Here is a 13,801-nt window from a genome sequence, read left to right as displayed (position 1 = left end):
TGGCAAATTCCGTTCAATCGGGGAACCTTGGCTGTTTTGCCAGGTAGACCGGGGCAAAACGTAGTAGGAAGCGGTGTGACGATGCGCCTTGGGCAAGACTCGGGGGATCTCGCCGGCGACAGTGGGAAACGGCGCCCCCGGCGCCGCAGCGGAGGCCCGGCCGCGGGCCGCGGCGGCGCGCAAGGTCCGGCCGAGACGCGAATCCCCCCTGGCCCACCCGGCACGCCGCCGGCCCGGGACACTCCCGCCGGGCGGGAGGCGCCCCCCGCCGGGGACGCGCACAACGGGAGCCGAGCGGTTCCCGACCTGGTCCAGGGCGTACCGGACGGGCGGGGGACGCTCCCTCCGCAGCCTCGGCCCGGCGCACGGGGCGCCGCCAACGGGCAGGAGGCGCGTTCCCTCCCGGACGCGCACAACGGACAGGGGATCAACAGGCAGGAGACACCTTCCCCGCACGGCGTACCCAATGGGCAGCCCTCGCACAACGGGCACGACACCCTTCCCCCTCAGGGCGCGCCCGACGGGCGGACGGCCTCTCCCTCGCAGACCGGAGCGGGCACCCGGCCCGGCCGCCAGACCGCCGGGCCGGGCCAGGGCTCAGGACCGGGCCAGGGCTCAGGACCGGGCCAGGGCTCAGGACCGGGCCAGGGCTCAGGACCGGGCCAGGGCTCAGGACCGGGCCAGGCGACGGGGCAGGCCGGAGGACCCGCCGGATCTCCCCCCGGACCGCCCGGACCGCCCGGTCCGCCCGTGCCTCCCGGGAAGCGGCCTCAGTTCGCCAGGCCGCTGACGGTCGGCGCGCTCATCGGCTGGACCGCGCTGTCGGCGGTCCTTCCCGGCGCGGCGCACCTGCGGTCGGGACACCGCCGCACCGGATACATCCTGCTCACGATCTTCGGTGCGCTGCTGCTGTCCGCCCTGGTCGGCTGGTTCGTCCTCGGCGGTACGGAGAACGCGGGTTTCGTGGCCCGCGACGGCATTCTGACGACCGCGGTGGTCCTGGCCGTCGTCGGCGCGATCGCCTGGTTCCTGCTGGTGCTCTTCTCCTACATCTCCCTCGGGCCCGACCGGCTCAGCGGCAGGGGGCAGATCGTGTCGGGCGTCGCGGTCGGCGTGCTGTGCGTGTCGGTGATGGCGCCGTTCGCGCTGACCGCGAGCACCGTGATGACCGGCAAGCAGACGGCCAACGCCATCTTCGAGAGCGCCGCGAGCAACCCCACGGCCGTCCCCGTCAAGCACGAGGACCCGTGGGGCGGGCGCAAGCGGGTGAACTTCCTGCTCGTCGGCGGTGACGGCGCCGGGAACCGGGAGGGCGTGCGGACCGACAGCATGACCATGGCCAGCGTGCACGTCGCGACCGGCAACACCGCCATGTTCAGCCTTCCCCGCAACCTCCAGCACGTCCGCTTCCCGCCCGGCACCGCGCTCGGCAAGCGGTTCCCCGACGGCTTCATGCGCGAGCTGCCCAACGGCGGCCTGCTCAACGAGGTCTGGCAGTACGCCGAGGACCACCCCGAGCTGATGCCCGGGGTCAAGAACGGGCAGCGGGGCCCCCGGGCACTCATGGACGCCATCGGCTACACGCTCAACCTGAAGATCGACTACTACGCCCTGGTCAACATGTTCGGCTTCGCCCACCTGGTGGACGCCATCGGCGGCCTCAGGATCAGGGTGGAGCGCGACGTCCCGTGGGGCGGCCTCTACGGCACCGCCGGGACCATCAAGGCCGGATACCGCAAGCTCTCCGGCGAGGAGGCGCTCTGGTACGGGCGTTCCCGCGTCGGCAGCGACGACTTCTCCCGGATGGCCCGCCAGCGCTGCGTCATCGGCGCCTTCGCCCAGCAGGCCACCCCGTCGGTCGTGCTCACCAACTTCGCCAAGATCGCGAACGTGGCCAAGAAGATGGCCAAGACCGACATCCCCCGAGAGCTGCTGGAGCACATCATCGACCTGGGACTGAAGGTCAAGGACGCCAAAATCGTCAGCCTCCAGTTCGTGCCGCCGCAGTTCTACACCGGCTCGCCCGACTGGCAGAAGATCCGTACGGCGACCGCCAGGGCGCTGCGCCGGTCGCTGCAGCCCGCCCGCCGCCCCCTGGCCGCGACGGCCTCGCCCGGCGCGAGCGGCGCGACGCCCGCCGCCACCCCCACGGCCTCCAGGCCGACGGCGGCCAAGCCGAGCCAGACGCCCACCCAGAACGGCGAGGCCGAGTCCCTGGACGAGCTCTGCGGGTTCTGACCGCCCCGCGCGAGCGGCCTCGCCGCTGACGGCCACGCGCGGTCGCCACACGCAGGTGGCCCGCCCTCCCTCGCGGGAGGACGGGCCACAACGCTTTTCCGGGCCCCCAGGACTTTCAGAACCCCGGGACTTCAAGACCCCAGAGGACTTCCAGGGCCCCGGGACTCCAGGACCCCGGGAATCCAGGACCTCGGGAGCGCAGAGCTCCAGGGCTCCGTGGCTCCGTGGCTCCAGGGCTCCAGGGCTCCGGCTCAGTGCCGCCCGGAGCCCGTCGGCTCAGCCGACCTTGACCGCGCCGGCGCCCCCGGCTCCCCCGCCGCCCGCGACGGCCCCGGAGGTCCTGGGCAGCAGGGCGAAGGCTCCCAGGTAGACCAGGCCCGCCACGATCAGCAGCGCCTGGTAGCCGATGACCAGCGCCAGATACTCCAGGCAGCCGCCGACCATCGCGCCCAGCAGGTTGGCACCGAAGGACACCGTGGCGTCCGCGGAGTCGGCGAAGCGCTTGGCGAACACCACGTTGGCCGCGAAGATCGGCAGGAACGCCACGACCACGGCGGTCACCGCGCGCAGCGGCAACGGCAGGCTCAGCAGCCAGGAGTTGGGCACCAGCCAGGCCAGGACCAGCCCGGCGAGCAGCACGCCGTACATCACGGGCAGGGAGGGCACCCTGAAGCGGCGTGTCACCTCCACCGCGGCGAGCACGGCGACCAGCACCCCGCCGAACACGATCGCGTTCACCACCCAGGTGGTGCCGAACAGCAGCGCGAACCCGGTGACGCTCTTCGTCTCCAGCAACAGGAACGCCACCCCGAGCAGGAAGAGGTCGGCGTACGGGCGCATCCGCCGGTACGGACCGGCGACGGCGCGGACGGCGAGCAGGCTGACGATGAGGATCAGGCCGAGGGTGATGATGTAGATCTGCGGGATCGTCCGGTCCTTCAGGTAGAGGAAGGGCCGGTCGTCACTGGCCGGCGGCGGGGTGTCGGCCTTCGCACCCGCCCACTCCGAGCCGCACCGCTGCGCCTCGGTGGTGAGCCCCGCGGTGATCACCGCCTGCTGGCCGGTCTCGCTGACGATGTCGACGCAGGGCTTGTGGCCGAAGGCGGCCTGCATGGTGGAGCCGAGGCGGTCCACCAGCCAGGTCTCGCGGTAGTAGTTGTACATCGAGAAGGCGCCGCCGGGCTTGAGGTGGTCCCTGGCCGCCTCCATCGCCTGCCGGGTGAACAGGTAGCTCTCCAGCCGCAGCGAGCTCGCCCCGGACACCAGGGTGAGCGAGTCGGGCAGCGCGAACAGGATCAGGTCGTACTTGTCGGAGGTCCGTTCCAGGAAGGCGCGGCCGTCGGTGACGTGGGTGGTGACCCGGGGGTCGGAGTAGGGACTGTCCGGGTGGTAGGAACGGCCGAGCTCCAGCAGCTTGGGGTCGATCTCCACGGCGTCCACGTGCTTGGCGCCCTTCGACAGCGCGATGGACACGTCGGTGCCGCTGCCCGCGCCCACGATGAGCACGTTGTCCAGCTTGCCGGAGGCCGCGCGCTCGTACGGCAGGGCGTACTGGCGCTCCCACTCCAGGCGGCTCTTGGCCGGGGTGGCCTGCTGGTGCGGGATGCCGTTGACGTCGATGTTCATCAGCGGCACGTCGTTCCAGTAGCCGCGCACGTAGGTCACCTTGTAGTAGGGCGACCACAGCGCCCCGGCCGTCAGCGACTCCGTCGCGAGGACGCCGACGACGATCAGCGACGGCACGAGCAGCGCCGCGCGGGCCCAGACCTTGCGGGGCCACAGCAGCACCGCGTAGGCGATCGCGGCGATCGTCCCCCACACCACCGGGGGCGCGCTGAGGAACGACAGCGCGGTGAACAGCCCGATGCCGCTGAGGCTGCCGATCAGGTCGTAGCGGTAGGCCTCCAGCCGCTCCAGCTCGGGGAAGCACCGCCCGACCAGCTCGGCCGGGCCCATCAGCACGATCGCCGCCGCGGCGAAGATCACCGGAAGGATCAGCCAGGCGGGCGGCCCGCTCGCGCTCAGGCTCGTCCAGTACAGGACCCCCTCGGTCTGGCGGTCCACGGTGACCGGGAAGCGCCACACGACCACGACCAGGACGGCGAGCACGATCGGCGAGTAGTAGGGCTGCCGGGTGCTGCGTCCCACCCGCAGGAAGCCGAGCCCGATGCCGAGGAAGGACCCCAGCAGGACGAAGTTCGTGAAGTAACTCAGATGAACGATGTTCGACCCGGTCCACCGGATCAGGGCCAGCTCCAGGAAGAGCATGAAACCACTGGCCACTATCAGTCTGGGCCGCGTGCTCAACCAGTGCGTGTGCCGGACATCGGGGCTGGGGGATGGAGTCGTCTCCGCCGCTGCGGTCATGACGCCCAACGCTAGTGATCGACACCCGCGCAGGGAAGGAAATCCACGCCCGTCGTTTGCACGGGTTACATGCCGTGAGTCCAGATAGGGAGGGGTTTCAACGGCTGGACGGGATCGAGGCGGATGAAGGAACGTGGTGGGATCCGATCCCCTCGAGCCCCGGTGGTGCACATGCGGGTCCTGCTCCAGCTCCGTCCCTCCCCCGACGTCGTCGCGGCCGTGGCCGACCCCGCGGTGAGCACTCCGGCGGCCGCCGACGTCGCCGACGCGCTGCCCGGGGTCGTCGTGGACCCCTCCTTCACCCCGGTCGTCGCCCCCCGGCCGGTTCCCGCCGCCGGGGGCGATCCCCTCTCGCTCAACCAGCCGCTGACGTTCTCCTTCGCCGGCGACGAGGCCTCGGTCCTGGTCCGCGGGGAGATCTCCGACGACGAGATCTCCACCCGGATCACCCTGCTGCCCTCGCTCCGTCCCGACGTCGTAGGAGTCTTCGCCGACCCGGTGATCGAGCGGGGTCTCACCTGCGGCGGAACGCCCCCGGTGGGCGACTGGCACGAGGTGGAGCGGCTGCTGAACGTCGCCGAGCTGGCCCGCGAGGGTCTCGACGGCTCGGGCGTCGCGCTCGCGGTGCTCGACACCGGCATCAACGCCGCGCACGTGGCCCGGCGCCTCGACCGCGCCGTGGCCCTCGACGCGCAGCGCAGCTGGAAGCCCTCGGGGGTACGGGGCACGGCGGGCGAGTTCCCCGTCGACCACGGCACGATGTGCGCCTTCGACGCGCTCATCGCCGCGCCGGGGGCGTCGCTGATCGACATGCCCGTGCTGCTGTCCCGGCGTCCCGGAGGCAGCGCGCTGGACGGCCTGCTGTCGGACGCGGTGGCGGCCTTCGCCCACCTGCGGACCGTCCTGGAGGCCCAGCCCGCCGCCTCGCGCTCCCTGGTCGTCAGCAACAGCTGGGGCTCCTTCTCTCCCGACTGGGACTTCCCCGCGGGCCATCCCGGCAACTACTCCGACAACCCGGCCCACCCGTTCAACCTGATCGTCTCCAGCTTGGAGCGGGCGGGCGCCGACGTGCTGTTCGCCGCGGGAAACTGCGGGCGAGACTGTCCCGACGGCCGGTGCGCGTACCCCGACCGGCCGATCACGGGCGCCAACTCCCACCCGCGCGTCCTGTCGATCGGCGGCGTCGACGTCCGGGGCGAGCGGGTCGGCTACTCCTCACAGGGTCCGGGCCGCCTCACCGCCCGCAAGCCCGACCTCTGCGCCTACACCCACTTCTCCGGCTCGGGGGCCTTCGGCGACGACGAGGCCGACTCGGGCACCTCGGCCGCGTGCCCCGTCGCCGCCGGGCTGGTCGCGGCCGTACGCACCCTGTGGCCCTCCTCTCGCCTGTCACCCGCCCAACTGCGCACCCTGCTCCGGCGCACCGCCGACGACCACGGCGACATCGGGTTCGACCACGACTACGGCTACGGCGTCGTCGACACCGCCGGGATGCTCGCCTCGTTGCGCCGCCGCGCCAAACGCGTAGCGTGAGTGCATGCTCCTGATCACCGTACGGCTCCCGCCCGACGCGACGCTCGCGCAGGCCATGCGGCGCCTGGAGTTACCCGAGGAGGACGTCGACACCGAGTACGGCCTGGTGCTCATCGACCCCGACCAGGGCCTGTACGGCCTGCGGGTGAGCGAGTCCGCCGCCCGCCGGGTCGCCCCCGAGGCGGCCGGGGGCCCCTACTCCGACCCGAGGATCGAGCCGTACGGCCCCCCGGGCTGAACACCGCGCCCGCCGGACGGGGTCCTTCGTTCCGGCCCGGTCCCTGTTCCGGCCTGGCCCCTTCCCAGGGGCCGATCGTGACGAAGGGTTTCGGCAACGTGACGGTGGCCGAGGTCGCCCGGACCGCCGACGTGTCGGTCAACACGGTCTTCGACTACTTCGGCACCGAGGAGGGCCTGCTCTTCGACCGGCAGGAGGAGGTGGAGGACCTGCTGAGCAGGGCCGAAGCCTCTGTTCGCGCGGGCGCCGAAGGACATGGTGGAGGAACGCGGGATCCGCGAGCCGGCCGGTGCCCGTGCGTACTCAGGCAACGGTCATGGGTGCGAGCCCGAGATCAGCCAGGACGGCGGCGCCACGGGTGGCATGCTCGCCACCGGCCAGCACCATCGTCCGCGCCACCTGGTAGCGGCAACCGGCGGCCTCGAACACGTCCGCGGTGGCGAGCAGGCGCTTGTGGTCCCGGTCGAGGAAGGCCTCTGCCCGCTCCACGATGGCGCCGGCGACCGGGTTGCCGGCGGTGACAGCACGGGCGTCGGCCAGGCGGTCGCGCGCGCCGGGGCTTCCGGCGAGAACGGTGGCCTCGGCGCGTACCGCCACGTACCAGTGAAGCCAGATCCAGGTCACCCACTTCCACACCTCGCCGGGTTCGGGCGCCATCCGCTCCATGGCCTCCCCGGCGTGCCCGTGATGGAGCATCCGCATCGCGTCGAAAAGCGCCCCGTAGCCGTACGTGCGCTCGGATGAGTCGCCGAGCCGATCCAGGACCATCTGCCATTCGCGCTCGTCGTCGTGGTCGCCCCGGAAGTTGTGGATCATCGCCACTGCGGCGGCCGCCGGGCCGAGGGCCGCCTTGGCCGGGCTGCCGGCACGCCGCCACGCATCGAGGAAGCGCGCGCCGCCGGAGAGCAGTTCGTGGACGTTGCCCGCCAGCGCGTCGGCGACCAGCAGCCAGCTCGTGGCCCGATGACCCACCTCGGCCAGTGCCGGATGGCCGGCCAGCTGCCGTCCCCTCCGGAGGGCGTCCGCCAGGTTCCCCACGCCGAGGCTGGTCTGAACGGCCATGCCGAGCCCGTCGATCAGTTCGTGGATGCCGCCCGGCGTCTGCGGCCTGTCCGGCATGGAGGAGAGCAGCGTGATCCTGCGCCCGGCTGTGGCCGCGCAGGCGAACATGTCACCGGCCCAGGCGTGTGCCGCGGTGAGCGCGTCGAGCGCCGCGGACTCCGCGAGCGGGTTGCCGATACGGCGAGCCAGCTCGACCGCACGTTCGGCGCGCGCGAGCGTCTCCGGCACGGCGTTGTCGGCCGGGCCCTGGACCGCGCCGAACGCGTCGCTGAGGACCCCGGCCTCCGCCAGCGCCACCGCCGCCTCGGCGGCCGGGTCGTCACCGGCCAGCTCCCGCGCTTCGCGGACCAGGGCGACCGCCTCCTCCTCGGACGGGATCCGCGCGAACGTGCTCGAGAACCGGTACGCGACGGTGGCGGCGGTGGCCAGGTCCACGGCGGCGCCGGCGGTGTCCCCGGCACGGCGAGCGGCATCCGCGGCGGCGCGGTGGAGGCGGTACATGTCATCGCCGCGCGTGCGACAGCCGGCCACCTCCGCGGCCTGCCGGAGCATGGACGCGGTGGCGGCGGGGTCGTCGGCGAGCGCGGAAGCCTGCTCGTATCGCTGCTGCGATTCCCCGATCAGATGGCGGGTGAACGTCAGCTCGGCCAGGTGCCGGGCCAGGCGGTAGGCGTCCGCGCGCCGCTCCGGCTCGCTCGCCGCCCACCTCAGCGCTGCGCGGAGGTCATCGGCGACCGCGTCGAACCGGGCCCGCCAGTCCTGCCCGGCCACCACCAGGTCAACGGCCTGGGTGAGGCACCAGCGCAGGTGCCGGGCCCGGGCACCGGCCAGCTCACCGGCCTGGCCGAGCCGTTCCGTCCCGTACTGGCGGATGGTCTCCAATGCCCGGTAGCGGGTGCCCTTCGGGGACGCCGTCACCCCCAGCAGGCTCTGCTCGGCGAGCCGGGCCAGCCCGTCGGCGACCACGTCTATCGCGGACCCGGCGACCTCGGCCGCCGCCGATGCGGTGAACGGCGCCACGAAGACCGACACCCGGTGCAGGAGCTCCTGGTCGGCGGGCTCCAGCAGGGCGTGACTCCAGTCCAGCACGGCCCGAACCGAGCGGTGCCGCTGATCGGCGCGGGAGCCGCCGGTGAGCATCCGAAGCGGGTGGGACACGGCGGCGGTGATGCCGTCCAGCCCGAGCGTCGGGTAGCGGGCCGCGGCCAGCTCGATCGCCAGCGCCATGCCGTCCAGCCGCGCGCAGATCGCGGCGATCTGGTCGTGCTGTGGCGGATCCGGCGGCCGGCCGGCTGCCTGCGCCCGCTCCATGAACAACGCGACCGCGTCCGACTCGCCGGCCAGCGACAGCGGCGGGACCTGGTACACCCGCTCGAACGGCACCATCAGCCGGGACTGACTGGTCGCCAGCACGGTCACCCGGGGGCAGGCCGCGAGCAGCCGCTCGAGAAACAGCGCCACCCCGTCCACAACGTGCTCGCAGTTGTCGAACACCAGCAACGCCTGACGGTCGGCCAGCGCGGTGACCACCGACTCGGTCAAGTCGCGGCCGGGCTGCTCGCCGAGTCCCAGCGCACCCGCGACGGCGGTCGCGACCATGCCGGGATCGGTGACCGGGATCAGGTCGACGAACCACACCCCGTCGGCGTACCGGCCGGCCGTCTCCGCCGCCACCGCCAACGCGAGCCGGGTCTTGCCCACGCCGCCAGGACCGGTCGCGGTCACCTGGCGGTGCGCCATGATCATCTCGGACAGCTCTGCCCGCTCCCCGGCCCGGCCGACGAACGAGGTCAGCGGGGCCGGCAGGGGGACCGGTTCCCGATGAGGCCGATCGACGGTCGCGCGCTGGGCGAGAGCTCGCCGATCCGGCACGTCCAGCTTGCGCAGCAGTGAGGAGACGTGGCTTTCGACGGTGCGTACCGAGATGAACAGCCGCGCTGCGATCTCAGCGTTGCTGAAGTGAGATCCGAGGAGCTCCAGCACCTCGGCCTCCCTCGGAGAGATATCACCCTCTGTCGCCATGGTCGCATTCTGTCGCATCCGCTCCGTGCTCCATCCTGGCCGGCGGTCCGTGGCCGGTTCCGTGGTCGGTTCCGTGGCCGCCACGGATGCTCACCGACCGGGCCGGGATGAAAGCTGGGAGCACAACAGATCGCGCCCACAGGAGAAATCATGATCAAGACTGTGCTGCACCCCGTGTCCGACCTGGCCAAGGCCAAGAAGGTCTACGCAGCCCTGCTCGGCCTCCAGCCGGAGAACGACACTCCTTACTACGTCGGCTTCGAGGCCGGCGATCAGCACATCGGGCTGGTGCCGAACGGTGGACCGCAGGGCATGACCGCCCCGGTGGCCTACTGGCACGTGCCGGACATCGAGGCGAAGCTCACCGAGGTGACCGCCGCAGGGGCCACGGTACGGGAGGCGGCGCACGACGTCGGCGGCGGCCGCCTGGTGGCCACCTTCACCGACCCCGACGGCAACGTCCTCGGCCTCATCCAGGACTGACAAGCTCGGCCTCATCCAGGACTGACAAGGAAACCGCGATGACCTCCATTCACTCCGTCACGTTCGAAGTCCCCGACCCCACGGCCGCCGATGACTTCTACGCCACCGCTTTCGGCGTGGGAGCCCACGTACTCACCCGCGCTTCGCAGGCGCCCACGACCGGCTTCCGCGGGTATCTCATGTCGCTGGTGGTGTCCCAGCCGAGCACGGTGGACAGCCTCTTCGGCACCGCCCTGCGGGGCGGTGCGACCACCCTGAAAGCACCCACGAAGAGCTTCTGGGGGTATGGCGGTGTCCTGCGTGATCCGTACGGCACCATCTGGAAGATCGCATCGTCGTCGAAGAAGGACACCGGACCGGCCACCCGGAACATCGACGACATCGTGCTCCTGCTGGGCGTCGAGGACGTCGCCGTGACCAAGCGCTTCTACGTCGAGCGCGGCCTGTCGGTGACCAAGAGCTTCGGTCGCAAGTACGTCGAGTTCGCCACCGCGCCCGTCAGGCTGGCCCTCTACAGCCGCCGCGCCGCCGCCAAGGACGCAGGCGTTCCCGTCGACGGAACCGGCTCACACCGGCTCATCATCGACACCGACGCCGGTGCCCTCACCGACCCGGACGGGTTCACCTGGGAGGCCGCCTCCCGCTCTGTCCGGTGAACCCACCACCGGTCGGACGGCGATGACGCCCGCCGTCCGACCGGCCCGCCGCGGGGCGGGGAGGCGACGTGCGCGGTGCCCGTTTTCGGATCAGGCGATGTTTCCGGACAGCGAAGATCGAATGACCGGAATGTTTCATGACATCAACGGCGGATCCGGAACTTCACCAGTCCGTTATGATCTTGGCTTGTCCTTGGCCTCTCCGACCCCCGGGAGCCCCCGTGCCTCCGCGCGAGCGTCTCCGCGCTCTGCTCGAAACGCACCGTTTCCAGCAGTTCATCATCGCCGTCATCGTGATCAACGCGGCCACCCTCGGGCTGGAGACCTCCGTGTCGACCGTCGAGCGGTACGGCACGGTGCTCACCGTCGTCGACCACCTGGCGCTCTACATCTTCGTCGTCGAACTGGTCGCCAGGCTCTACGCCTACGGCTGGCGGTTCTTCCGCAACCCGTGGAACCTCTTCGACGCCGCGATCGTGACGGTCTCGCTGCTGCCCACGGCGGGCGGGCTCTCGGTGTTGCGGGCGCTGCGGATCCTGCGGGCTCTGCGGCTGATCTCCGTGGTGCCGAGCCTGCGCCGGGTGGTGACCGCGCTGCTCACCGCGATGCCGGGGATGAGCTCGATCGTGCTGCTGCTGGCACTGGTGCTCTACGTCACGGCGGTGATGGGCACGAAGCTCTATCACGTCACCGCCCCGGAGTACTTCGGCGACCTGCCCACCTCGCTGTTCACCCTGTTCCAGATGATGACCGGGGACGCCTGGTCCGACATCACCCGCGAGGTGATGGCCGTACACCCGTCGGCGTGGGTGTTCTTCGTGGCGTTCATGCTGGTGTGCACCTTCGTGGTGCTGAACCTGTTCATCGCGGTGGTGGTCAGCGCGATGGAGGAGGAGCACGCCGAGGAGTCCGTGCAGGCGACCGAGGACCTGGGCAGGGCGGTGCTCGCCGAGCTGGCCACGCTCCGGGCCGAGGTGCGGGAGCTGCGGGACCGGGTCCCGGTGACGCCGAACGGCGGTCCGGGCCCTGCCGCGAAGGGCCGCCCGCGCGCGGCGGGAAACGGCGCCCCGGACCCCGTGCCGTCCCTCGGGAACACGGCGAACGGCGACGCCCGGAACACCGCGGCGAACGGCGACGCGCGCCCAGACGTCCGCTCAGCGGGAAACGGCGGCCCGGTCTCCGAAAACGCGGCGGCGAACGGCGACGTGCGCCCGGAGAAGAACGGCGGCTCTGACTCCAGGGGCGCGCGAAGGGACTCCAGGGCCGCGCGAAGGAACGGTGGCGCGAAGAAGCCCGCCACCCGGGGGGCGGCGGGCCGGCGCCGCGGATCGGCGTCAGGTCAGCGCGAGTAGAACTCCACCACGAGCTGCTCGTCCACCGGGACCACGATCTGCTCGCGCAGCGGGCGGCTGAACAGGGTGAACTTGAGCTCGGCGTGATCGACGTCGAGATAGGCGGCGACCCGGTCGTCCGCGTAAACGCCCTCGGACGCGGCGACGAAGGGCTGCATCCGGCGTGACTTCTCGCGCACCGCGATGACCTGGCCCGGCTTGACCAGGTAGCTGGGGATGTCGACCTTGCGGCCGTCCACGGTGATGTGACCGTGGGCGACGTACTGGCGGGCCGCGTAAATGGACGGGGCGAGGCCGGAGCGCAGGACCAGGGAGGCGAGGCGCGTCTCCAGCAGCACCACCAGCTCCGCGCCCGCACGTCCGGTGCCGCGCAACGCCAGGTCCCAGTAGCGGCGCATCTGCCGCTCGGAGACGTCGTAGTACCAGCGGAGCTTCTGCTTCTCCATCAACCGCAGTCCATAGTCACCGGTCTGCCGCCGGTTGGTCTTGCGACCGTGCTCACCCGGCGGGTAGGGGCGCTCCTCGAAGTAGCGGACGGCCTTGCGGGTCAGCGGCACGCCGGCCCTCCGGGACAGTCGCACCTTCGGTCCGGTGTAGCGCATGCTCACTCCTTTGTGGTTAGGTCTACCTTAGTTAGGCAAGGCTAATCTTACATAGCAACAGCAGTATCTCCCGACCTCAAGGAGAGCCGGTCCATGCAGCCCGTCACCGCTCCGCCGATCCCCGAGCGGGTCCGCACCCTCGCCGCCACGGCCGCTCCCGCCCACGTGTCCATCTCCGGGACCACCGGCCCCGCGAGGCCTGCCAGGGGCGGCGTGGACGGCGCCGGCCGGCCCGTGCTCCTCGTCCTGCCGGGTGACCCGCTCCATGACGCGCGGGCCGAGCCCGTGGTGACCGTGGATCTGACGTCGAACCGCTCGCTGGGAGAGCACGAGCTGTCACGCGGCCTGCTCAAGGTGCAGGGCTGGGTGCAGGCCGTGCCCGAGGCCGAGGTGAGGGAGACGGCGGTGTCGATCGCCGAGCGCTGCCCCGACGAGGCCCTGTTCGAGGTGCTGGAGGGGACGGGCGGCCCCCGGCTGCTCCGCGTCGACATCGGCAGGGTGATCTATCTCATGGGGCCGGAGTCGGGTGTGCTGGACGCCGAGGAGTATCTCGGCGCCGCCCCCGATCCGCTGATGGGTGAGGCCGAGCGCATGCTCCACCATGTCAACGACGCCCACCGCAGGCAGCTGGAGGCCGCACTGGGCTCCCTGCTCGCCGCGCCGGTGCCGGAGGCCTGGCTCTGGGAGCTCGACCGCTTCGGGGCGACCGTCCGCTGCGGCGTGGACGACCCGACACTGATCCGGCTTCCCTGGCCCTCACCCATCACCGACGCGGAGTCTCTCGAACACGCCGTGCGCTGCCTGCTCTGCCACCACTGACGGGAGTCACCACGGGCGGAGCCACCGCCGACGGAGCCACCACGGGCGAAACCACGCTGCCGGAGCCACCACGGACGAAACCACTACGGGCGGAACCACGCTGCCGGAGCCATTACGGGCGGCGCGACCACGGGCGGCAGAAGACGGCCGGGGGCGGCGGGGAAGCTGGGGGTGAGGGACGCGGGACGGCGAGTGACCGGAGAACGCCCGGAGGACGGCCGGAAAACAGCCGTTGAGGTGATCTGGCGCGTTGAGGTGATCGGGCGGCAGCCGTTCAACGGCAGGCGGGACGATGTCTTACCGCCGATGTTTTACCGCCGTGGCGCCATTTCCCGCCTCAACGGGAAATGGCGTCAAGCCATTCCGCGCGAAACCATCCCGGAAGCGTAATTATTCCCAGGATGCGATCATCCCGAGAGAAGGTCGCCT

Annotated in this window: 11 protein-coding genes and 1 pseudogene; 9 read left to right on the top strand and 3 right to left on the bottom strand. The window is 71.5% G+C overall.

What is annotated here, in order from left to right; translation table 11 throughout:
* The first annotated feature begins 750 nt into the window (after positions 1-750).
* Positions 751-2,238 carry an LCP family protein gene (locus tag AB0G15_RS29090; RefSeq protein WP_362845866.1) on the top strand — a complete coding sequence of 496 codons (1,488 nt, stop codon included), beginning with the start codon at positions 751-753 and terminating at the stop codon, positions 2,236-2,238.
* A gap of 276 nt (positions 2,239-2,514) precedes the next feature.
* Here the strand turns inward: AB0G15_RS29090 and AB0G15_RS29085 are convergent, their stop codons facing one another.
* Complete coding sequence (locus AB0G15_RS29085) at positions 2,515-4,605, bottom strand: spermidine synthase (RefSeq protein WP_362845864.1); 2,091 nt, start codon at positions 4,603-4,605, stop codon at positions 2,515-2,517.
* Between the two features lie 171 nt (positions 4,606-4,776).
* On the opposite strand from AB0G15_RS29085, the gene AB0G15_RS29080 reads away from it, so the two are divergent.
* The 3 genes and pseudogenes from AB0G15_RS29080 to AB0G15_RS29070 all read left to right on the top strand — a co-directional run.
* A complete protein-coding gene (locus AB0G15_RS29080) occupies positions 4,777-6,138 on the top strand; it encodes a S8 family serine peptidase (RefSeq protein ID WP_362845862.1) in 1,362 nt (453 codons plus the stop codon).
* Positions 6,139-6,142: 4 nt separating this feature from the next.
* On the top strand, positions 6,143-6,376 hold the full coding sequence (locus AB0G15_RS29075) for a hypothetical protein (RefSeq protein ID WP_362845860.1): 234 nt from the start codon (positions 6,143-6,145) through the stop codon (positions 6,374-6,376).
* Between the two features lie 77 nt (positions 6,377-6,453).
* A pseudogene (locus AB0G15_RS29070) lies at positions 6,454-6,546 on the top strand (TetR family transcriptional regulator); the annotation flags it as partial.
* Positions 6,547-6,679: 133 nt separating this feature from the next.
* Here AB0G15_RS29070 and AB0G15_RS29065 read toward each other — a convergent pair.
* Positions 6,680-9,460 (bottom strand): LuxR C-terminal-related transcriptional regulator, encoded by a 2,781-nt coding sequence (locus tag AB0G15_RS29065; RefSeq protein ID WP_362845858.1) that lies wholly within the window; start codon positions 9,458-9,460, stop codon positions 6,680-6,682.
* Between the two features lie 150 nt (positions 9,461-9,610).
* Between AB0G15_RS29065 and AB0G15_RS29060 the strand changes: the two genes are divergently transcribed.
* The 3 genes from AB0G15_RS29060 to AB0G15_RS29050 all read left to right on the top strand — a co-directional run bounded on the left by AB0G15_RS29060 (position 9,611) and on the right by AB0G15_RS29050 (position 11,951).
* Positions 9,611-9,943, top strand: a complete 333-nt coding sequence (locus AB0G15_RS29060; RefSeq protein WP_362845856.1) for a VOC family protein — start codon at positions 9,611-9,613, stop codon at positions 9,941-9,943.
* 38 nt (positions 9,944-9,981) lie between these two features.
* Positions 9,982-10,599, top strand: a complete 618-nt coding sequence (locus tag AB0G15_RS29055) for a glyoxalase (protein ID WP_362845854.1) — start codon at positions 9,982-9,984, stop codon at positions 10,597-10,599.
* 221 nt (positions 10,600-10,820) lie between these two features.
* Positions 10,821-11,951, top strand: coding sequence for an ion transporter (locus AB0G15_RS29050; protein ID WP_362845852.1), 1,131 nt, complete (start codon positions 10,821-10,823; stop codon positions 11,949-11,951).
* Here the strand turns inward: AB0G15_RS29050 and rpsD are convergent.
* A complete protein-coding gene (gene rpsD, locus AB0G15_RS29045; protein WP_362845850.1) occupies positions 11,939-12,553 on the bottom strand; it encodes a 30S ribosomal protein S4 in 615 nt (204 codons plus the stop codon). The genes AB0G15_RS29050 and rpsD overlap by 13 nt on opposite strands.
* 93 nt (positions 12,554-12,646) lie before the next feature.
* On the opposite strand from rpsD, the gene AB0G15_RS29040 reads away from it, so the two are divergent.
* Complete coding sequence (locus tag AB0G15_RS29040) at positions 12,647-13,372, top strand: DUF2470 domain-containing protein (RefSeq protein ID WP_362845848.1); 726 nt, start codon at positions 12,647-12,649, stop codon at positions 13,370-13,372.
* A gap of 192 nt (positions 13,373-13,564) precedes the next feature.
* Positions 13,565-13,762 (top strand): hypothetical protein, encoded by a 198-nt coding sequence (locus AB0G15_RS29035; protein WP_362845846.1) that lies wholly within the window; start codon positions 13,565-13,567, stop codon positions 13,760-13,762.
* Positions 13,763-13,801 lie beyond the last annotated feature (39 nt).

The sequence above is a fragment of the Streptosporangium sp. NPDC023825 genome, assembly GCF_040639575.1.
Classification (GTDB): domain Bacteria; phylum Actinomycetota; class Actinomycetes; order Streptosporangiales; family Streptosporangiaceae; genus Streptosporangium.
The sequence above is the reverse complement of the archived record's forward strand: the minus strand, read 5'-3'. Positions and strand labels throughout refer to the sequence as shown.

Coding starts and splice junctions, on each gene's coding strand:
- AB0G15_RS29085 (WP_362845864.1), bottom strand. CDS start 4,605: ATGACCGCAGCGGCGGAGACGACTCCATCCCCCAGCCCCGATGTCCGG.
- AB0G15_RS29080 (WP_362845862.1), top strand. CDS start 4,777: ATGCGGGTCCTGCTCCAGCTCCGTCCCTCCCCCGACGTCGTCGCGGCC.
- AB0G15_RS29075 (WP_362845860.1), top strand. CDS start 6,143: ATGCTCCTGATCACCGTACGGCTCCCGCCCGACGCGACGCTCGCGCAG.
- AB0G15_RS29065 (WP_362845858.1), bottom strand. CDS start 9,460: ATGGCGACAGAGGGTGATATCTCTCCGAGGGAGGCCGAGGTGCTGGAG.
- AB0G15_RS29060 (WP_362845856.1), top strand. CDS start 9,611: ATGATCAAGACTGTGCTGCACCCCGTGTCCGACCTGGCCAAGGCCAAG.
- AB0G15_RS29055 (WP_362845854.1), top strand. CDS start 9,982: ATGACCTCCATTCACTCCGTCACGTTCGAAGTCCCCGACCCCACGGCC.
- rpsD (WP_362845850.1), bottom strand. CDS start 12,553: ATGCGCTACACCGGACCGAAGGTGCGACTGTCCCGGAGGGCCGGCGTG.
- AB0G15_RS29040 (WP_362845848.1), top strand. CDS start 12,647: ATGCAGCCCGTCACCGCTCCGCCGATCCCCGAGCGGGTCCGCACCCTC.